Source organism: Paraburkholderia sp. SIMBA_054, from assembly GCF_046534875.1.
Classification (GTDB): domain Bacteria; phylum Pseudomonadota; class Gammaproteobacteria; order Burkholderiales; family Burkholderiaceae; genus Paraburkholderia; species Paraburkholderia hospita.
Genome location: NZ_JAWRXV010000070.1, coordinates 17,716 through 35,951 on the forward strand (window position 1 = coordinate 17,716; position 18,236 = coordinate 35,951).

21 protein-coding genes are annotated in these 18,236 nt (G+C 62.4%); 13 read left to right on the forward strand and 8 right to left on the reverse strand.

What is annotated here, in order from left to right:
• Positions 1 to 150: 150 nt before the first annotated feature.
• A complete protein-coding gene (gene acs / locus SB822_RS46390) occupies positions 151 to 2,133 on the reverse strand; it encodes an acetate--CoA ligase (protein ID WP_007590451.1) in 1,983 nt (660 codons plus the stop codon).
• Between the two features lie 444 nt (positions 2,134 to 2,577).
• Here acs and SB822_RS46395 point away from each other — a divergent pair, with 444 nt between their 5' ends.
• From SB822_RS46395 to SB822_RS46420, 6 genes are all read left to right on the forward strand, one after another.
• Positions 2,578 to 3,477, forward strand: a complete 900-nt coding sequence (locus SB822_RS46395) for a DMT family transporter (protein WP_086919381.1) — start codon at positions 2,578 to 2,580, stop codon at positions 3,475 to 3,477.
• A 277-nt stretch (positions 3,478 to 3,754) separates the two neighbouring features.
• Positions 3,755 to 4,372 carry a TIGR00645 family protein gene (locus SB822_RS46400; protein ID WP_094296797.1) on the forward strand — a complete coding sequence of 206 codons (618 nt, stop codon included), beginning with the start codon at positions 3,755 to 3,757 and terminating at the stop codon, positions 4,370 to 4,372.
• A gap of 60 nt (positions 4,373 to 4,432) precedes the next feature.
• Entirely contained in the window at positions 4,433 to 5,956 is a 1,524-nt protein-coding gene (locus tag SB822_RS46405) for a fumarate hydratase (protein ID WP_007744869.1), read from the forward strand.
• Between the two features lie 173 nt (positions 5,957 to 6,129).
• Entirely contained in the window at positions 6,130 to 6,609 is a 480-nt protein-coding gene (gene bfr, locus SB822_RS46410) for a bacterioferritin (protein ID WP_007590442.1), read from the forward strand.
• A gap of 114 nt (positions 6,610 to 6,723) precedes the next feature.
• A complete protein-coding gene (murI, locus tag SB822_RS46415; RefSeq protein ID WP_410857830.1) occupies positions 6,724 to 7,617 on the forward strand; it encodes a glutamate racemase in 894 nt (297 codons plus the stop codon).
• 239 nt (positions 7,618 to 7,856) lie between these two features.
• Complete coding sequence (locus SB822_RS46420; protein ID WP_007590439.1) at positions 7,857 to 8,093, forward strand: bacterioferritin-associated ferredoxin; 237 nt, start codon at positions 7,857 to 7,859, stop codon at positions 8,091 to 8,093.
• A gap of 26 nt (positions 8,094 to 8,119) precedes the next feature.
• On the opposite strand, the gene SB822_RS46425 is transcribed toward SB822_RS46420, so the two are convergent.
• Entirely contained in the window at positions 8,120 to 8,347 is a 228-nt protein-coding gene (locus SB822_RS46425; RefSeq protein ID WP_007590437.1) for a hypothetical protein, read from the reverse strand.
• Here SB822_RS46425 and SB822_RS46430 point away from each other — a divergent pair.
• Genes SB822_RS46430 through SB822_RS46440 form a run of 3 tightly spaced genes read left to right on the forward strand, consistent with a single transcriptional unit; the run spans position 8,346 to position 10,282 of the window.
• A complete protein-coding gene (locus tag SB822_RS46430) occupies positions 8,346 to 9,071 on the forward strand; it encodes an energy transducer TonB (protein WP_410857831.1) in 726 nt (241 codons plus the stop codon). The genes SB822_RS46425 and SB822_RS46430 overlap by 2 nt on opposite strands.
• A 43-nt stretch (positions 9,072 to 9,114) precedes the next feature.
• Complete coding sequence (locus tag SB822_RS46435) at positions 9,115 to 9,846, forward strand: MotA/TolQ/ExbB proton channel family protein (protein WP_007590435.1); 732 nt, start codon at positions 9,115 to 9,117, stop codon at positions 9,844 to 9,846.
• A 16-nt stretch (positions 9,847 to 9,862) separates the two neighbouring features.
• Complete coding sequence (locus SB822_RS46440) at positions 9,863 to 10,282, forward strand: ExbD/TolR family protein (RefSeq protein ID WP_410857832.1); 420 nt, start codon at positions 9,863 to 9,865, stop codon at positions 10,280 to 10,282.
• Between the two features lie 385 nt (positions 10,283 to 10,667).
• On the opposite strand, the gene SB822_RS46445 is transcribed toward SB822_RS46440, so the two are convergent.
• The gene (locus SB822_RS46445) at positions 10,668 to 11,648 is read right to left on the reverse strand and encodes a LysR family transcriptional regulator (RefSeq protein ID WP_007590431.1); all 981 of its coding nucleotides are present in this window, start codon (positions 11,646 to 11,648) and stop codon (positions 10,668 to 10,670) included.
• Positions 11,649 to 11,770: 122 nt separating this feature from the next.
• On the opposite strand from SB822_RS46445, the gene SB822_RS46450 reads away from it, so the two are divergent.
• The 4 genes from SB822_RS46450 to hemP all read left to right on the forward strand — a co-directional run bounded on the left by SB822_RS46450 (position 11,771) and on the right by hemP (position 14,145).
• A complete protein-coding gene (locus SB822_RS46450) occupies positions 11,771 to 12,643 on the forward strand; it encodes a pirin family protein (RefSeq protein ID WP_410857833.1) in 873 nt (290 codons plus the stop codon).
• 153 nt (positions 12,644 to 12,796) lie between these two features.
• On the forward strand, positions 12,797 to 13,195 hold the full coding sequence (locus SB822_RS46455) for an OsmC family protein (RefSeq protein ID WP_007590427.1): 399 nt from the start codon (positions 12,797 to 12,799) through the stop codon (positions 13,193 to 13,195).
• A 39-nt stretch (positions 13,196 to 13,234) separates the two neighbouring features.
• Complete coding sequence (locus SB822_RS46460) at positions 13,235 to 13,726, forward strand: SRPBCC family protein (protein ID WP_007590424.1); 492 nt, start codon at positions 13,235 to 13,237, stop codon at positions 13,724 to 13,726.
• 143 nt (positions 13,727 to 13,869) lie between these two features.
• Complete coding sequence (gene hemP, locus SB822_RS46465) at positions 13,870 to 14,145, forward strand: hemin uptake protein HemP (RefSeq protein ID WP_410857834.1); 276 nt, start codon at positions 13,870 to 13,872, stop codon at positions 14,143 to 14,145.
• Between the two features lie 279 nt (positions 14,146 to 14,424).
• Here the strand turns inward: hemP and SB822_RS46470 are convergent, their stop codons facing one another.
• From SB822_RS46470 to SB822_RS46490, 5 genes are all read right to left on the reverse strand, one after another.
• Positions 14,425 to 14,832 (reverse strand): GlcG/HbpS family heme-binding protein, encoded by a 408-nt coding sequence (locus tag SB822_RS46470; protein WP_007590422.1) that lies wholly within the window; start codon positions 14,830 to 14,832, stop codon positions 14,425 to 14,427.
• Positions 14,833 to 14,866: 34 nt separating this feature from the next.
• Positions 14,867 to 16,276, reverse strand: a complete 1,410-nt coding sequence (locus tag SB822_RS46475) for a 4Fe-4S binding protein (protein ID WP_007744859.1) — start codon at positions 16,274 to 16,276, stop codon at positions 14,867 to 14,869.
• Positions 16,273 to 17,118 carry an FTR1 family protein gene (locus SB822_RS46480; RefSeq protein WP_007590420.1) on the reverse strand — a complete coding sequence of 282 codons (846 nt, stop codon included), beginning with the start codon at positions 17,116 to 17,118 and terminating at the stop codon, positions 16,273 to 16,275. Before SB822_RS46480 ends, SB822_RS46475 begins: the two co-directional genes overlap by 4 nt.
• A gap of 63 nt (positions 17,119 to 17,181) precedes the next feature.
• Positions 17,182 to 17,517 (reverse strand): cupredoxin domain-containing protein, encoded by a 336-nt coding sequence (locus tag SB822_RS46485; protein ID WP_007590415.1) that lies wholly within the window; start codon positions 17,515 to 17,517, stop codon positions 17,182 to 17,184.
• An 88-nt stretch (positions 17,518 to 17,605) separates the two neighbouring features.
• Positions 17,606 to 18,154 (reverse strand): iron transporter, encoded by a 549-nt coding sequence (locus SB822_RS46490; RefSeq protein WP_007590413.1) that lies wholly within the window; start codon positions 18,152 to 18,154, stop codon positions 17,606 to 17,608.
• Positions 18,155 to 18,236: the final 82 nt, after the last annotated feature.

The window sequence follows — 18,236 nt, forward strand, 5'->3', positions numbered from 1 at the left end:
AAAGGTGTTGCATCGGCAATCCGGGTTGTCCGCGCAACGATTTCGCGCGGCGGGTCGAGACGACATCTCAAGCGTACGAAAAAACGGCGCACCCATATCGGATGCGCCGTTTGCTGCTTCAAATCTTTACGTCGTCGCGGTTGCGCAAGATCAGCGCGATTCGCCCAGCTGGTCGAGAATCGCCGGATTCTCCAGCGTCGACACATCCTGCGTGATCTCCTCGCCCTTCGCGAGCGACCGCAACAGGCGGCGCATGATCTTGCCCGAGCGCGTCTTCGGCAGGTTGTCGCCGAAGCGGATGTCCTTCGGCTTCGCAATCGGACCGATTTCCTTGCCGACCCAGTTGCGCAGTTCCGCCGCGATCTTCGCGGCTTCTTCGCCTTCGGGACGCGAGCGCTTCAGCACGACGAACGCACACACCGCTTCGCCCGTCGTCTCGTCGGGACGGCCAACCACGGCCGCTTCCGCCACCAGCGGATTCGAGACCAGCGCCGACTCGATCTCCATCGTGCCGAGACGGTGGCCCGACACGTTCAGCACGTCGTCGATACGGCCCATGATCGTGAAGTAGCCGGTGTCCTTGTCGCGCACCGAGCCGTCGCCCGCGAGGTATAGCTTGCCGCCGAGTTCCTCGGGGAAGTAGCTCTTCTTGAAGCGCTCCGGGTCGCCCCAGATCGCGCGGATCATCGCCGGCCACGGGCGCTTGACGACGAGAATGCCGCCCTGCCCGTTCGGCACGTCCTGCCCCGTCTCATCGACGATCGCGGCCATAATGCCCGGCAGCGGCAGCGTGCACGAACCCGGCACGAGCGGCGTCGCGCCCGGCAGCGGCGTGATCATGTGGCCACCCGTTTCCGTCTGCCACCACGTATCGACGATCGGGCAACGCGAGCCGCCCACGTTCTCGTAGTACCACACCCACGCTTCCGGATTGATCGGCTCGCCGACCGTGCCGATGATGCGCAGCGTCGACAGGTCGTAGCTTTTCGGATGCACCTTCGCGTCGGCTTCGGCTGCCTTGATCAGCGAACGGATTGCCGTCGGCGCGGTGTAGAACACGGTGACCTTGTGCTTCTGGATCATGTCCCAGAAGCGGCCCGCGTTCGGATACGTCGGCACGCCTTCGAACACGACCTGCGTGCCGCCGAGCGCAAGCGGCCCATACGTGATGTAGCTGTGACCCGTGACCCAGCCGATATCGGCCGTGCACCAGAAGACATCCGTGGGCTTCCAGTCGAAGGTCCACTTCATCGTCTGCGCGGCCCACAGCAGATAGCCGCCCGTGCTATGTTGCACGCCCTTCGGTTTGCCCGTCGAACCGGACGTGTAGAGGATGAAGAGGGGATGCTCGGCACTGACCCACTCGGGCGCGCACTGGTCCGATTCGTTTGCGGTGACCTCGTGCATCCACAGATCGCGCGTGTCGTCCCAGCCGATCTTGCCGCCCGTGCGCTGGTAGACGATCACGCTCTTGACGGCCTCGCAGCCGCCCATCGCGAGCGCTTCGTCAGCGATGTTCTTCAGCGGCAGCGCCTTGCCCCCGCGCATCTGCTCGTCGGAGGTAATCAGCGCGACCGCGCCGACATCGACGAGACGTTCGTTCAGCGACTTCGACGAGAACCCGCCGAACACGACCGAGTGCGTTGCGCCGATCCGCGCGCATGCCTGCATCGCGACGATGCCTTCAATCGACATCGGCATATAGATGACGACGCGATCGCCCTTCTTGATGCCGCGCTTTTTCAGCGCGTTTGCGAAGCGCGACACGCGTTGCAGCATGTCGTTGTACGTGACGTTGGTGACGGTGCCGTCGTCGGCTTCGAAGATGATCGCGACGCGCTCGCCGTTGCCCGCCTCGACGTGACGGTCGATGCTGTTGTACGACGCGTTCAGTTCGCCGTCTTCATACCACTTGTAGAAAGGCGCGTTCGATTCGTCGAGCACCTTCGTGAAGGGCTTTTTCCAGCTGAGCGTCTCGCGCGCCAGCCTGCCCCAGAAGCCTTCGTAATCGCGCTCGGCCTCGGCGACGAGCGCCTTGTACGCGTCCATGCCGGACACAGTAGCCTGCGCCGTCACTTCGGCTGAAGGCGGAAACACGCGGCGTTCTTGAAGAACCGATTCAATCGCAGACATCGACTACCCCTTGGTGAAGATGAAACGTCAATCCTTGCGGGTGCGCGCGCGATGCGTGCCAGCCGTGGCCGGCGCAGCGCGTCGCTCCATATCGTCATACCCGTCATCGTGGCGCCGCATGATGTTGTCCTGCGGCGTGTCTCCCACCCTCGTGCGCATCGGCAGCGATGAGCACACAGCGATTCGGCGAATGACAACTGCGGCGTCGCACATTGGGCGCGCCGCATGCCTTCATCAGCTTCGATCACTTCCCACGATAAGCGTTGCAACTTACCGCGTTCTTACGTGCGGGTCGAGCGTGCGTCAGGCTAAACACCAGGTGCGGCGCGTATGCTTGCCGCGCTGCAAGCAGTCCGCAAGGCTCGCCGGACGACGCAGCCCCGCTTTGCGCCCTTGTTAGCGCCCTTTTACAATGCTAACTGATCTAGCCGTCCGGATTCCAGCTTGAACCGCTACTCACTGTTCCTCATCGCCGCAATGCTGCTCGTCGGCAGCAACGTCGGCATCGGCAAGTCGATTGTCGCGTTCGTTCCCGTTCCCCTCTTTGCCCTGCTGCGCTTCGTGATCGCCATGGCCGTGTTATGGCCGCTCCTGCGCGTGAACAAGCTGCGCCGCGTGAAAGCGGGCGAATGGCTCAACCTTTTCCTGCAGGCGCTGTTCGGCACATTCGGGTTTACGCTGCTGATGCTCAACGGCGTGCATCGAACCAGCGCCGTCGCGGCGGGTGTCATCACGAGCACGATTCCCGCCGTAGTTGCGCTGTTCTCGTGGATCTTCCTCAAGGAAAAGCCGGATCGCCGCGCGCTGGCGTCGATTGCGCTGGCGATCGCCGGCGTGGTCGTCATCAATCTCGCGCACGCGGGCGCCGCCACCGGCCCATCCAGCGAGAGTTCGTTCGCCGGCAACCTGATGGTGCTCGGCGCGGTTTGCTGCGAATCGCTCTATGTGATCCTGTCGCGCCGGCTCACGCAGACGCTCGCGCCCATCGACATCTGCGCGTACACACATCTGTTCGGCCTGTTGCTGATGCTGCCGCTCGGCGTGTCGTCGCTGTTCGCCTTCAATTACACGAGCGTGCCCGTCGGCATCTGGACGCTGGTGTTGTGGTACGGCCTGTCGGCGAGCATCTTCTCGTTCTGGCTGTGGATGAAGGGCATCCGCCATGTGCCGGGCAGTCTCGCTGGCGTGTTCAGCGCGGTGCTGCCCGTCGCCGCCGCGATCTACGGGATCGTGTTCCTCGACGAACGGCCGACGCTCGCGCATGGCATCGCGCTCGCCTGCGTGGTCGCGGGCATCGCTCTGGCGAGCCTGAAGGCACGGCGCGTGCCGCCCGTCGCTTCTTAGCTCGAAATCGGCAGAAAGCACAGCATGGCGCACGCCGCCGCGCCATGCTGTCTTAGGCGCTAAGTGCCCGGGTGCCCGCCTCGACATGGCTGTCACGGATCACGCTGTACAATATCGCGCCCAACGCGCCTTGCCGGCCGGTTTCACCGCCGTGCCGTTGACTGCCGGTCGTTCGCTTTTCACGTGATCCGCCGCCGTCGATGCGAGCGCGTCCGTGCCCGCCGTATCCGTCGCCACGATCCGTCACCAAGAAGCGCCAACACTACGTCGACCCTACATGACCGCTCCGCGCCCCACTCTGTCCGGCCAGCCGCGCCGCATGCGCCTTCTGCCCTCCGTGATCTTCATGAGCCGCTGGCTGCAGGTGCCGCTGTATCTGGGCCTGATCGTCGCGCAAGGCGTCTACGTCGTATTGTTCGCGAAGGAAGTGTGGCACCTCGTCACGCACGCGATGACGCTCGACGAAACCAACATCATGCTCGTCGTGCTCGGCCTGATCGACGTGGTGATGATCTCGAACCTGCTGATCATGGTGATCGTCGGCGGGTATGAAACCTTTGTCTCGCGCCTCGGCCTGGAAGGTCATCCCGACGAGCCCGAATGGCTCGACCACGTGAACGCGGGCGTGCTGAAGGTGAAGCTGTCGATGGCGCTGATCGGAATCTCGTCGATTCATCTGCTGAAGACCTTCATCGACCCGGACAAGCACACGCAGCAGGCCGTGATGTGGCAGGTCATCATCCACGTCACGTTCCTCGTGTCCGCGCTGGTGATGGCATTCGTCGACCGGCTGACCACGCATACGCACCCGGAGCATTTTCACGAGCCCGCCGCGCGCGGCGGCGCGTCGCACGGCAACAACCCATCGATTTCCAACTCCCCTGAAGGCGTCTGACCGGCCGCGTCGTCACGCGGCCGCGATAACAAGCGCCACAATGCCCCACTGAGCCTAGCCATGACCGTCATCAAACAGGAAGACCTGATCCAGAGTATTGCCGACTCGCTGCAGTACATCAGCTACTACCATCCGCTCGACTACATCGAGGCGCTCGGCCGCGCGTACGAACTCGAAGAGAGCCCGGCCGCGAAGGACGCGATCGCGCAGATTCTGACGAACAGCCGCATGTGTGCCGAAGGCAAGCGCCCGATCTGCCAGGACACGGGCATCGTCACGGTGTTCGTGAAAGTCGGCATGGACGTGCGTTGGGACGGCGCGACGATGTCCGTCACCGACATGATCAACGAAGGCGTGCGCCGCGGTTATCTGAACCCGGACAACGTGCTGCGCGCATCGATCGTGAGCCCGCCCGAAGGCGCGCGCAAGAACACGAAGGACAACACGCCCGCCGTGATCCACTACGAGATCGTGCCGGGCGACAAGGTCGATGTTCAAGTCGCGGCCAAGGGCGGCGGCTCGGAGAACAAGTCGAAGTTCGCGATGCTGAATCCGTCGGATTCGATCGTCGACTGGATTCTGAAGACCGTGCCGACCATGGGCGCGGGCTGGTGCCCGCCCGGCATGCTCGGCATCGGCATCGGCGGCACGGCTGAAAAGGCGATGCTGATGGCGAAGGAATCGCTGATGGACCCGATCGACATTCAGGACGTCATCGCGCGCGGCCCGCAGGACTGGATCGAAGAACTGCGCGTCGAACTGCACGAGAAGGTCAACGCGCTCGGTATCGGCGCGCAGGGTCTGGGCGGCCTCGCGACCGTGCTCGACGTGAAGATCATGGCCGCACCGACGCACGCGGCATCGAAGCCCATCGCGATCATCCCGAACTGCGCGGCCACGCGTCACGCGCACTTCACGCTGGACGGCACGGGCGTCGCGAAGCTCGAAGCGCCGTCGCTCGACGCATGGCCGAAGGTGCAGTGGGAACCGGACACCGAGAAGAGCCAGCGCATCGACCTGAACACGCTGACGCCGGAAGAAGTCGCGTCGTGGAAGCCGGGCCAGACGCTGCTGCTGTCGGGCAAGATGTTGACGGGCCGCGACGCCGCGCACAAGCGCATCGCCGACATGCTCGCGAAGGGCGAAAAGCTGCCCGTCGATTTCACCAACCGCGTGATCTATTACGTCGGCCCCGTCGACCCGGTGCGCGACGAAGCGGTCGGCCCGGCAGGCCCGACCACCGCGACGCGCATGGACAAGTTCACGGAAACGATGCTCGCGCAAACCGGCCTGATCTCGATGATCGGCAAGGCCGAGCGCGGCCCCGTCGCGATCGAGGCGATCAAGAAGCACAAGGCGGCGTATCTGATGGCTGTGGGTGGCGCGGCGTATCTCGTGTCGAAGGCGATCCGCAGCGCGAAGGTGCTCGCGTTCGAAGATCTCGGCATGGAAGCCATCTATGAATTCGACGTGCAGGACATGCCCGTGACGGTCGCCGTCGATTCGAACGGCACGTCTGTGCACCAAACGGGACCGAAGGAATGGCAGGCAAAGATCGGTAAGATTCCCGTCGCAACTGCTTAAAGATTTTCTTTGTTTTACCGAAGCCGGGACGTTATAGTCCCGGCTTTTTTATTGTTCACGCGAAATACAAATAAAATTGCGTGAATGATTCTCAACAACCATATTCGTCCTTGGCTTTTAGTTTTCAGGCGTTTATTGTTGTTGGAAAACCCAGCTCTTGAAGAGGAAACGTCATGCAAGGCGATAAAAAAGTCATCGAATATCTGAACGCCCAGTTGAAGAACGAACTGACCGCGATTAACCAGTATTTCCTGCACGCGCGGATGTACAAGCACTGGGGTCTCGAGAAGCTGGGCAAGCATGAGTACGACGAATCGATCGGCGAAATGAAGCACGCCGACTTGCTGATCGAACGCATTTTCATGCTCGATGGCCTGCCGAATCTGCAAGACCTGCACAAGCTGCTGATCGGCGAAGAAACGAAAGAAATTCTCGAATGCGATTTGAAGCTCGAAACCATCTCGCAGGGTACGTGCAAGGAAGCCATCGCTTATTGCGAGTCGGTGCGTGATTTCATCTCGCGCGAAATCTTCACGACGATTCTCGACGACACCGAAGAACATATCGACTGGCTCGAAACGCAGATCGACCTGATCGACAAGGTCGGCATCCAGAACTACCAGCAGTCGGCGATGGGCTCGCAGGAAGAATAAGACGACACCCGCGCTGGGAGGGTCCCCACTCCTGATACACTTCTGCGGTCCGATCCGCGCAACGTTTGCTCACAGGCGCTGCGCGGATTTTCTTATATGGCTTCCGTTGAAACCATGACCGCTTCGTCCCCCGCCTCCGCTACGTCCGCTTCGATTCCGCCGCTCACCTCGCTCGATCCGCGCGCGCCCGTCGGCATTTTCGACTCGGGCCTCGGCGGATTGTCGGTGCTGCGCGCGGTTCGCTCGCAACTGCCGGACGAAGCGCTCATCTACGTCGCGGATTCGCTCTATGCGCCCTACGGCGAGCGCGACGACGATTTCATCGCCGACCGCACGCTCGCGATCGGCGAATGGCTCGTCGCGCAGGGCGCGAAGGCGCTGGTGGTCGCTTGCAACACGGCGACCGCGCAGTCGATCGCGCTGGTGCGCGAAAAATTGCCTATTCAGTTGATCGGCGTCGAACCGGGCGTGAAGCCCGCGGCGTTGCAGTCGAAATCGCGCGTGGCGGGCGTGCTCGCGACCCGCGTGACGCTGCGCAGTGCCCGCTTCCAGGGGCTGCTCGAACGCTACGCCAGCGACTGCCGTTTTCTGTGCCAGCCGGGCCACGGCCTCGTGGAGGCTGTCGAGCGCTGCGACATCGGCTCGCCCGAACTGCGCGCGCTGATCGAAAGCTACCTTCAGCCGATGCTCGACGCCGGCGCCGATACGCTGGTGCTCGGCTGCACGCACTACCCGTTTCTCGATGCGGCGATCCGCGATATCGCCGGCGACCGGCTGACGCTGATCGACACGAGCGTCGCGATCGCCCGGCAACTGGAGCGCGTGCTCGACCAGCAAGGGCTGCGTGCGCCTGCGCGCGACGCCGTGCCGCCGCCGCGCTTCTGCTCGACCAGCGACGGCGCGCACCTCAAACAGCTCGCGGCGACGCTGCTCGATATCGACGCGCCCGTTGACCGCGTGCACATTCCGTCGCGCCGTACGATCACGCCGGATTCGCACGCCGCCTGAGGCTGGCAAACGGCACCGTGCCGCCCGTGGTTTCCATGCGTCGCCACCGCATCAAATACGCCGCCACCCGGCGGAAACCCGCCCCCACAACGCCCCGCCGCCACTTGAACTATCGTGCGGTGCCGGACGAAACCCTTCTAACAGGCTGGTTTTGTTACAAAATTTTGCCTGGGAGGCTTGCCAAACCGACCAAACAAAATGATAATAATTCGCATTAACGTTAGCTATCGCGAGCTGTCATGATTGTCTGCGTGTGCAAGTCAGTGTCCGACCGAAAAATCCGTGCAACGATCGCCGCAGGCGTCGATTCATTCGACGAGCTCCAGTTCGAGCTCGGCGTCGCCATGTGCTGCGGCAAGTGCGAGGAGTCCGTACGGGACGTGATGGCGCAAAGCGGCGTCTGTGCGAGCCGCTGTGGCGTCGAGCATCACACGCAAGCGGCGCCGCTGACGTTCTACGAACGCAAGGCAGCCTGAAGCCGGTTCCCGGCCTTTGACGCGTTTCAACATAGTGCTTCGAAAAGCGTGCCATTATCGGGCGCTGTAATTTTTTCGTTTCCGCCGTCAGCAAGCCAGTCCGACACCAGCCAGCGACGCCATTCTTCGAGGAGTTCGAGATGGAATTGCTGATCGGTTTTCTGACCACCGTTTGTATTTCGCTGCTGATATTCCGAACATGACGCTGTTTTGCATGACGTGCTGCATTGCCGGCGCGCCGCCACGCTAACCATGCAGGCCACGCCTTCTCTCCCAACCGGCTTCGCGCCGGACGCTTCCGCCCGAATCAACCCGCGTATCGCCACGGTGACGGGTATCGTCATCGGACTTCACGTTATCGCGCTCGCTATTGCGTTCACGGTGCGCGACGTTGCGCCGTTGCAGGTTGAGACCCAGCGCACGATCACGGCGGAGCTGCTTCCGCCGCCGACCCCTGCCGCTGCGCCTGTCGCGATCGAATCGGCCCCGCCGCCGCCGAAGCCCGTGCCCATCCAGAAGGTCAAGCCGAAGGTGCAGCCGCGCCCGACGCCGAAGCCCACGCCGACTCCAATGCCCGTCGCGCAAGCGCCGTCGCAGCACGAGATCAGCGCGCCCGAGCCGGCTCCGCCCGCGCCGCCAGCACCTGCTGCGCCCGCACCGGCCGCGCCCGCGGCAAAAACGGTGATGTCGATCACCGCGCCCAAGGACGCGTCGCACCTGAACTGCAGCATCATCGAGCCGACTTATCCGGCGATGTCGCGCCGCCGCGGCGAAACGGGCCGCGCCGTCGTGCAGTTCATTCTGTCGGCGTCGGGCCGGATCGAAAACGTCGAACTGAAGAAGAGCAGCGGCTCCGATCGCCTCGATCAGGCCGCGCTCGACGCGATTCGCTCGAGCTCGTGCAAACCCTATCTTGTGGACGGCGAGCCGACTCGCGTGCCCGCCGTCCAGCCGTTCGACTTCAGCCTGAACAATTGATATTGATCAGCTGACCAGGATTTCAAAAGAAAAAGGAATTGCCATGCAGAACTACGGTATTGCCCACGTCTGGGCACAAGGGGATTTCGTCACACGCGGCATCGCGGTGACGTTGCTGATCATGTCGGTGTTGTCGTGGAGCGTGATCGTCGTCAAGAGCTGGAACGTGATGCGTCTGGGCCGCCTCACGAAGAACGCCGAAAAGGCATTCTGGCATTCGGACGATTTCGCCGACGGCATGAAGAAGCTCGGCCGCGACACGTCGTCGCCGGCTGAGAACCCGTTCCTCGCGCTCGCGCTGTCGGGCCAGGAAGCCGCCGATCACCATCATCAGACGCAGCCGCACCTGCACGACCGCATGGACGTGTCGGACTGGGTCACGCGCTGCCTGAAGGACACGATGGACGAAAGCGTCGCGCGCATGCAGAGCGGCCTTGCGGTGCTGGCGTCGATTGGCAGCACGGCGCCGTTCGTCGGCCTGTTCGGGACGGTGTGGGGTATTTATCACGCGCTGCTGTCGATCGGCGCAGCGGGTCAATCGTCGATCGATCAGGTCGCCGGCCCCGTAGGCGAAGCGCTCATCATGACGGCCTTCGGTCTGTTCGTCGCCATTCCCGCCGTGCTCGGCTACAACGCGCTGACGCGTGCCAACAAGGGCATCGTCAGCAAGCTGAGCCGCTTTGCACACGGCCTCCATGCGTTCTTCGTGACGGGCGCCCGCCTGTCGTCGTCGAAACGCGGAGACGGTCTTCGGCTCGCGACCCGCGCCAACTAAATAGCGAGACATAGCGATGGCAATGAGCCCTTTCGCCGGCGACGATGACGACGGCCTCATGAATGAAATCAACATGACGCCGCTCGTCGACGTCATGCTGGTTCTCCTGATCGTGTTCATGGTGACGATCCCCGTGATCCGCCATGCGGTGAAGATCGATCTGCCGCACGCGAGCAGCCAGAAGGAAGATACAAGGCCCGCGCAGGTGACGATTGCGATCGACGCTGACGGCAACTTGATGTGGGACGAACAGAAAATCTCCGACGACATGCTGCAGGCAAAGATCGCCGCTGCTGCGCAGCAGGAACCACAGCCGGAACTGCATCTGAGCGCGGACCGCAAGGTCGCGTATGAAAAGGTCGCGCAGGTGATGTCGGCGGCCCAGGCAGGCGGCCTGACGAAGATCGGTTTCGTCACGGAACCGAAGGCCAAATAAACGCGCCGCCCTCTTCCGTTCGAACAAAAGCCCTGTTTTTCAGGGCTAAAAGTAAAAGGCCTTCATCGTCGGATGAAGGCCTTTTTTCATGCGCACTCGGCGCCTTCGGGCGGTGGGATCATTTACCATTGCTTGTGCTTTGGACCTGATCACCACATGCGAAAGCCGTGGTCGACACGGACAACGCTGTCAGCCCTATCAGGCTCGCTATCAAAGCGGCCGTGATTTTTCGCATAGGACACTCCTTAGCGAAGGGATTTCAATATAAGCCCGTGGGCTTTTCCATTCAAGCCCGCGGCAATTGAAAGTATCCATCGCCGGCCGCGCTTGAATGGCAAAAGGTATTTCACTTCCTGCGTTCGCGTGAAAGTACGTGTTGGCTTCGTTAAGCCACAGCCGCTTTCAGCCGCAGATTCTTCGCTTCGCGCTCCGGGCATTCCTGTTGAATGTGCTTGCCCGTGTCGGGGTCGAGCATCTCGACGAGATAGTCGACGAAGGTCCGCACGGCGGGCACCATGCCCTGCCGCGACAGAAAAACGGCGTACAGCTGCGGCGACGGCAGCGTCCAGCCCGGCATCACGGGCGACAGGCGGCCGCTGCGCAGCGCCGCGCCGTACATCATTTCCGGCAGCGCCGCGATGCCGACGCCCGCGAGCGCCGCTTCCAGGATCATCATCAGGTCGGCCGTGACGAGGCGCGGTTCATGGTCGTGCGCGTGGCGCGTGCCGTCGGGCGCGATCAAGTTGTAGACGTGGCGACCGTCGCCTGTGGGCGTATCGAGCGTTTCGAAGCGTTTCAGGTCCGCGGGCTCAAGTGGCGGCGCGTTCTGACTCAGCAGGCTCGGCGCGCCGACCAGCATCTGCTGCGTGCGCCACAACGGCCGCACGACGATGTTCGCGTTCTCGGGCGGCTCCGAACGCACGCGCAGCGCAACGTCGATCGAATCCTCGAACAGATCGACCACGCGATTCGTCACGCGCACCACGACGCGGACTTCCGGAAAACGGTGCATGAACTCCGGCATGATCTGCGACATGATGGTCTGCGAAATCGTCACGGGCACGCTGACCCGCACCGTGCCGCGCGGCGACGAGCGCAACTGCTGCACGACGTTGACGGCCGCCTGCGCCTCGGACAGCATCGCCTGACAGTGCTGGTAGAACAGTTGCCCCGCTTCCGTCAGCGCGAGCTTGCGCGTCGAGCGCTGCAAAAGACGCACGCCCAGCGACGCCTCCAGCTCCGTCAGCCGGCGCGACAGGCGCGACTTCGAAATGCCGAGCACGCGTTCAGCGGCGGAGAACCCACCGTGTTCGACGACCTGCGAAAAGTACATCAGGTCATTCAGGTTATGCGAATCGATCTTCATGTCATCGTTTCACTAGCAGAACAATCCATTGCGATAGACGGCCTGTCACGGCCCAAAACGGTCCATATAATAGCCCTATGTTTCAGAAATAACGCTATTCCCCAATTTTCGAGGTGATTTTGATGAGCGCGACCCGCACGATCGAACGCACGTATCCTTCCGTACGCACGGTTGAAGGCGGCGGTTTCGTCGTCCACCGCCCGTTTCCGACCCGCATGCTGATGGATTTCGACCCGTTTCTGCTGCTCGATGAAATGGGCCCCATCGATTACGCGCCCGGCGAGGCGAAAGGCGCGCCCGATCATCCGCACCGCGGCTTCGAAACGGTCACGTACGTGCTCGAAGGCCAGTTTGGTCACAAGGATTCGGCGGGCCACTCGGGCACGCTGCGCGCGGGCGATGTGCAATGGATGACGGCAGGCGCGGGCGTCGTGCATAGCGAAATGCCCGATCCTTCTTTCATCGCGACGGGCGGCCGCGTGCACGGCCTGCAACTGTGGGTGAACTTGCCCAAGCGCGACAAGATGATCGCACCGCGCTATCAGGAAATGCCGTCGGCGGGGATTCCCGTCGCGACATCCGCAGACGGCAAGGTGCGCGTGAAAGTGATTGCGGGCGAGGCACTCGGCGTGAAGGCCGCGATCGAAACGCGCACGCCAATCCTCTACCAGCATTTCACGCTGCAGCCTGGCGCGCAGCTCGTACATCCCGTGCCGCGCGACTATCGCGTGTTCGCTTACGGGCTGTCGGGAAAAGGCCTGTATAGCGACGAGCGGCTCGAAATCGACGCACAGCAGATGATCGTGTTCGACAACGACGGCGACACGGTGACGATCGCCGCCGGCCCTGAACCGCTCGAGGTGCTGCTGTTCGGCGGCGTGCCGCTGAACGAGCCTGTCGTCCGTTACGGCCCGTTCGTGATGAATACGGAAGACGAAATCCGTCAGGCTGTCATCGACTATCAGGCCGGCCGCATGGGACAGATCACACACTAGTCGTCCATACGGCTTTTCGCGGACCGGCACTCAACCGCGAATCGCAGCAAATTCGTTCACAATAGCGGTTCGAGCCGCGCGCCGCGTCCTGCGCCGCGCGGCGCTATTGTTCCATCTGAACGTTCCAACTCAACGTCCCGCACAGGAGCGCGCATGGCAGACACGAAGGTCACCGCACACATCGGCTCGACGGATTTCCAGGTGCTGTTCGACGATGGCACACACACATGGCTCGCCGACGAGCCCGAGTCGCTGGGCGGCGGCGATCGTGGCCCGACGCCGAACTCGCTGCTGCTGTCGAGCCTCGGCGCGTGCACGTCGATTACGCTGAAGATGTACGCGCAGCGTAAAGGCTGGCCGCTCGAAGAAGTGCGCGTGACGCTGTCGATGCAGAAAGAAGGCGACGGCACGGCGATCGACCGCCAGATCGTCCTGACGGGCAATCTGTCGGACGAACAGCAGGAACGACTCCTGCAAATCGCCAATGCATGTCCCGTGCACAAGATCCTGAGCAATCCGATCTCGATCCGCACGGGCCTGGCCGTTGCCTGATATTGCGTGAATTTTGAGCTTTAAGAGGAAGCTGTCGTCTTGAACTTCGAACATCTCATTCAGATCAACGATCCGCTCAATCCGCTCGTCGAATCGCTGACGCGCGAACAGCTGTGGGAAGGGCTCGTGCTGCGCGCGGAGCAGCCGCAGCTGTTCGTGATGGGCCTCGACAGCTGCTCGATCCTGTCGCGCACGGAAAGCACGATGGAGCGTGAGCTGCATTACGGCCATGCGACCGTGCGCGATCACGTCACGCTCACGCCGCAAAAAAGCGTGCGCTACGACATCAGCGCGACGGCCGACTACGTCGGCGGCTCGCTGACGATGACCATCGAGCAGCCCGACGAGCTGCAACTCTTCCTGCGCTTCGAGTACAGGACGAGCCTGCCGTCCGCCGACGAAAACGTCGACCCGGACGCGCATCAAACGGAAGAGATCGTGAAATCGGCGTATCGCGAGTCGGACATCGATACGGTCCGCCTGATCCGCCAGTTCGTCAGCGCGCGCAATACGCCTGACCAGTTGCACTAAATCCAGCGCGCCGCCAAAGCCTTCAGGCGGCGCAAATCCCCTCGCCTATCGAAACGTTAAACCGATTAATTTCGAAACCTTGTAAATGGGAATGGTTATCATTTAGAATCAATCTAACGAATCGACGAATACCAACGGCAAGCATGACGAACATGACACGCTCTTCCACGCTTAGCCTGCGCCGCCCCGCGGCAGCGGCATTGACGACCAGTCGTCCCGCCAAATCCGTGACGACGGCGCCTGCGAAACGCCATGCAGCCAACGGCAATGACGCAGCGCCGTCGACAGCAGAAACATCCGAGCGCGTGCTGCGCAGCGATGCGCTGCTTCAGGGCCGTACCCATGTGAGCATCATGCACAACGGCGAGACGTATCAGTTGCGTGCAACGCGACTGGGCAAACTGATTCTGACGAAGTAACGAATGCCGCAGTAAAGATTGTTTTAGTACAGGGTATTGTGGGGACCACCTCCCAGAGAGGTGTTGGGCACTAGCCAGCCACGACGGCTTGCACGCGAGATCTAGACCCCTTCGTGCAGACACCAAGCCAGCCGTCGAAGCAAGCCAGGCCGCTTTTTTTGGTTCTCACCGCGACGTGCGCGCTTATGAATCGCGCAACGTTCATCGATGACAGAAGCGAAGCCGTGCAGATGACAACATCTGCACGGCTTTTGTCTTTTGCGACCCGCGCGGGAACCGTCAGCGCAGTTCGAGCGCGGCAATGCCCGCGCGTGCAATCGCCGTATCCTGCTCCGATTTCACGCCCGATACGCCGATCGCGCCCACCGTCTCGCCTTCCACGACGATGGGCACACCGCCTTCCACGAACGCGGCGAGCGGCGCACTCAGAAACGCGATGCGCCCCTGCTTGATGATGTCTTCGTAGACCTTGGTTTCGCGGCGCCCGAGCGCGGCTGTGCGCCCTTTCGCGGTCGCCATGTCGACCGTGCCGGGTGCCGCGCCATCCATTCGGTGCAGGTGAAGGAGATGACCGCCGTCGTCGAGAATCGCGATCGTCACGGTCCAGTGATTCGTCGCCGCATGCGCGTGCGCCGCGGCGGCCATCTTGCTGACGTCTTCGTCGGTCAATACGGGTTTGGTTCTCACAGGCGCCTCGCTCGGGTACGCGGCGCGCCGCCGATCAATGTGCCGGCCAGTACCAGAACATCAGCCACCACGCGCTATCGACGACGGCCAGTGCTGCCATGAACCATACCACCGACAGCGCGCGCTGGAAAACCCGCGCCGTGTAGCGGCGCGTCACGAGCCACGCGAGCCACGCGCTCCACGCATTCGAGATCACGAGAATCGCGATGCGAACGTCCGACGCCCAGTCGAGCGGCACATGTTCGGCCTTCAGCAGCGACAGCGTCGTCGCCGACAGGCCGAGGAACACGCCCGTGCCCGCAATCGGAATCAGCGCTTGCGCGAGATGATGCAGGCGCGTCATGTCGAAGCGTCCCAGCGTGCGCGTCGCGCCCGCCAGCAACGCGAGCAGCACCGTGCCGTAGACCACGCCCGTTGCGAGGATGTAGGCGATGATCATCGTGCCATCGAGCCACGAGAACACGTCGTTCTGTTCCGGATAATGCGTGAACAGGAACCACGGCGCGTTCGTGTCGAGCGGCCACATGATGTCGTGATCGACGAGCCATGTCGCGAGCGACTGCTTGATGTCGATGAACCACGGCGAGCCTGTCCAGTGGAATGCGCCGATCGCGATGCCGAGCAGGCCGTAGAGGATCAGCGCGGTGTCCCAGGCGCTCGCCTGCTTGTCGCCGAGATTCACTACTTCCGTCGACGGCTTGCGCCACGTCAGCGCGATCGCGTCGCGGTGTCCGCTGCAGCGGCCGCACATATGGCAGTCGGAGGCGCCCTTCATGTTGCGCAACGGCACGAGCGGCGCGCAATTGATGGGGATCACGCGGTGACCGTGTTCGCCTTCCTTGTACGACCGGCGCCACGCCTCTTCGTCGACTTTGTAGTGGAACGGCGCGAGACGCGCCAAAAGCGAAAAAACCCCGTTGACGGGGCACAGATACTTACACCAGACGCGCTTCTCTCGTCCGTATAGCAACCCGATGATCATCGCGGCGAATGTCGATCCGCCTAACACCAACAAGACTGCTTTTGGATACTGATAGACGCTGACCATCTGGCCGTAGATCGTCGTCAGACCGAAGGCGACGAAAGGCCAACCGCCCCAGCGCATCCAGCGTGGGATCGCCCAGCCTCGTCCGTATTTGCTCGCGAACTCCGCGAGCGCGCCTTCGGGACACAGCACGCCGCACCAGACCCGCCCGAGCATCACCATCGACAGCAGCACGAACGGCCACCAGATGCCCCAGAAAACGAACTGCGCCGCGAGCGTCAGGTTGTTCCACAGATGCGCGGTGTCGCCCGGCAGTTCGGTGAACGCGGGCACGAGAATCAGAAAAGCGTAGACGGCAACGACGACCCACTGAATACCGCGGATGGCAGCGCCGTGGCGCTGCATCCAGTTGCCGGCTTCTGCAAGCCGGCTGCGGCGATTTGCGACTGCCGTCGTCATGCCGCGCGCCCTGCCGTCTGTTGCGCGGGAACGCGCTTCGAACGGCGGATCAGATACCACACGACGACCCAGTACAGCGCGTACGTGATCAGGTTCATCAGCGCCGGATGCGCGCGATAACCCGTCAGCGTCGCGACCAGCGAGCCGAACGTGCTGGAGTCGTCGAGAATCATCGACGTGTTCCATATGCGGTCAGCGATGGTCGGCAGGATTTCCTTGTCGATCAGCTTGTCGACGCCCGTCTGGAACAGGCCCGCGCCGAGAAACAGCAGCATGATTTCGGTGACGCGGAAGAACAGCCGCCACGAGAAGATCTTGCCGCCCAGTTGCAGCAGGTAAAACGTGATGAATGCGAGACCGAGGCCCAGCAGCACGGCAAGAATCTGGCTCATGCCCACGTGACCCGACTGGCCGAAACCGAGGCCGTACAGAAAGATCACCGTCTCGCTACCCTCGCGTGCGATCGCCAGCGCGACCAGCACGGCGACGCCCCACCAGTTCGCGCTCTGCGTGCTCTGCCGCAGTGACTTTTCCATGTCGCGCTTGAGCGTGCGCCCGTGCGACTTCATCCAGATCACCATCTGCACGATCAGCACGCAGGCGACCAGCACCATCGCGGTCTGGAAATAATCCTGCGCATCGCCCGACAGCACTTCGGTGAACCCGACCAGCGCGGCGCCCAGGCCGATCGCGGCCAGAATGCCTGCTGCCACGCCCGCCCACAGATACGGCAGACCGTGACGCGCCTGTTCGTCGCCATTCTTCAGCCACGCGTACAGAATGCCGACGACGAGCAGCGCCTCGACGCTTTCCCGCCAAACGATGAACACTACCTGACCCATCGAAACCTCCAACCACTTCAGTGGACGCCGCGCGTCCGTGTTACGGCTCGTGCTGCCGCGACGTCACTTGGCGACGATCACGCCCTGCGCCTGCTGATGAAAATCATCAAAAAACTTGTAGGTGCCGGGATCGAGCGGAGCGATCACGACCACCGATTCGGCGCCCGGCGCCAGAACCTTTTCCTTGCGCAGCTCGACGCTTTCGAATTCCGCCGCGCCCTTACCCGTGTTCTTCACTTCGATCCGGATGCGCTTGCCCGCGGGCACTTCGATACGCGCCGGCGTCAGCTTGCCGTCCGTCATTTCGAGCTTGAACGTCACGGCTTCCTCGGCGGCGTGCGCCACGCCGAAGAACGATGCCGCCATCGCGAGAACGGCAAGCTTCTGATTGACTCTCATGCACCCTTCCTAAAAATGCGGCGCGCTCTCACGCGCCGCTCACTGCCGCTCGTCACGGCATCAGGGATCGCGATGCGATCGACACCGATCAGTAACCGCCCTTCTTGCCGATGCCCGCGAACGTGAAGTCGTATTCGAGCGTGAACGGCTTGAACCACGGGCCCACGCCCGTTTCCTTGTCGACGTGACGGCCGAACGCCATGTGGCCTTCCTGCATCGGCGGTTCCACGATCAGCTTCAGGTGATACTTGCCCGGGCCGGCGAGCTTGACGTTGTCGCCGTAGTGCGGACCGTCGTCGGCAACCATCGCCATCAGGTCGCCCTTCTGGTCATAGCTCGAACCCGGCTTCGTCAGTTCGTAGTGCACTTGCAGATAAGGCATCCAGTCACCTTCTGCGAACCCAGTCGGATTCTTCTTGACTGCATGGATGTCGGCCTCCAGATGCACGTCAGAATCCGACGCCTTGCGCATCATGCCTTCCGGGTCCATCGTGATCGGTTGAAGATAGACGGCGCCGATTTCCATCCCGCCGCGGATCTGCTGCTTGCCGATCGGATATTCAGCGGCCGACGCCGACATCGCGGCGACGGCAGCGAGGGCAGCTACTCCGCCGCTCAAGATTGACGAAACGCGCATTGAAACTCCTTTGGTTTTTTTAGACTGAAGTAACGAAAAGCCGAACTCGGAAAGGCGCGTTGAAGAGGTCTCGCAAGCGCGT

Excerpts from the sequence above, each read along its gene's own strand:
- SB822_RS46490 (WP_007590413.1), bottom strand. The coding sequence starts at position 18,154 with ATGCGCGTTTCGTCAATCTTGAGCGGCGGAGTAGCTGCCCTCGCTGCC.
- SB822_RS46405 (WP_007744869.1), top strand. The coding sequence starts at position 4,433 with ATGACCGTCATCAAACAGGAAGACCTGATCCAGAGTATTGCCGACTCG.
- hemP (WP_410857834.1), top strand. The coding sequence starts at position 13,870 with ATGACGAACATGACACGCTCTTCCACGCTTAGCCTGCGCCGCCCCGCG.
- SB822_RS46425 (WP_007590437.1), bottom strand. The coding sequence starts at position 8,347 with ATGGTTAGCGTGGCGGCGCGCCGGCAATGCAGCACGTCATGCAAAACA.
- SB822_RS46455 (WP_007590427.1), top strand. The coding sequence starts at position 12,797 with ATGGCAGACACGAAGGTCACCGCACACATCGGCTCGACGGATTTCCAG.
- SB822_RS46420 (WP_007590439.1), top strand. The coding sequence starts at position 7,857 with ATGATTGTCTGCGTGTGCAAGTCAGTGTCCGACCGAAAAATCCGTGCA.
- murI (WP_410857830.1), top strand. The coding sequence starts at position 6,724 with ATGACCGCTTCGTCCCCCGCCTCCGCTACGTCCGCTTCGATTCCGCCG.
- SB822_RS46445 (WP_007590431.1), bottom strand. The coding sequence starts at position 11,648 with ATGAAGATCGATTCGCATAACCTGAATGACCTGATGTACTTTTCGCAG.
- SB822_RS46485 (WP_007590415.1), bottom strand. The coding sequence starts at position 17,517 with ATGAGAGTCAATCAGAAGCTTGCCGTTCTCGCGATGGCGGCATCGTTC.
- SB822_RS46435 (WP_007590435.1), top strand. The coding sequence starts at position 9,115 with ATGCAGAACTACGGTATTGCCCACGTCTGGGCACAAGGGGATTTCGTC.
- SB822_RS46475 (WP_007744859.1), bottom strand. The coding sequence starts at position 16,276 with ATGACGACGGCAGTCGCAAATCGCCGCAGCCGGCTTGCAGAAGCCGGC.
- SB822_RS46480 (WP_007590420.1), bottom strand. The coding sequence starts at position 17,118 with ATGGGTCAGGTAGTGTTCATCGTTTGGCGGGAAAGCGTCGAGGCGCTG.
- SB822_RS46440 (WP_410857832.1), top strand. The coding sequence starts at position 9,863 with ATGGCAATGAGCCCTTTCGCCGGCGACGATGACGACGGCCTCATGAAT.
- bfr (WP_007590442.1), top strand. The coding sequence starts at position 6,130 with ATGCAAGGCGATAAAAAAGTCATCGAATATCTGAACGCCCAGTTGAAG.
- SB822_RS46430 (WP_410857831.1), top strand. The coding sequence starts at position 8,346 with ATGCAGGCCACGCCTTCTCTCCCAACCGGCTTCGCGCCGGACGCTTCC.
- SB822_RS46400 (WP_094296797.1), top strand. The coding sequence starts at position 3,755 with ATGACCGCTCCGCGCCCCACTCTGTCCGGCCAGCCGCGCCGCATGCGC.
- acs (WP_007590451.1), bottom strand. The coding sequence starts at position 2,133 with ATGTCTGCGATTGAATCGGTTCTTCAAGAACGCCGCGTGTTTCCGCCT.
- SB822_RS46450 (WP_410857833.1), top strand. The coding sequence starts at position 11,771 with ATGAGCGCGACCCGCACGATCGAACGCACGTATCCTTCCGTACGCACG.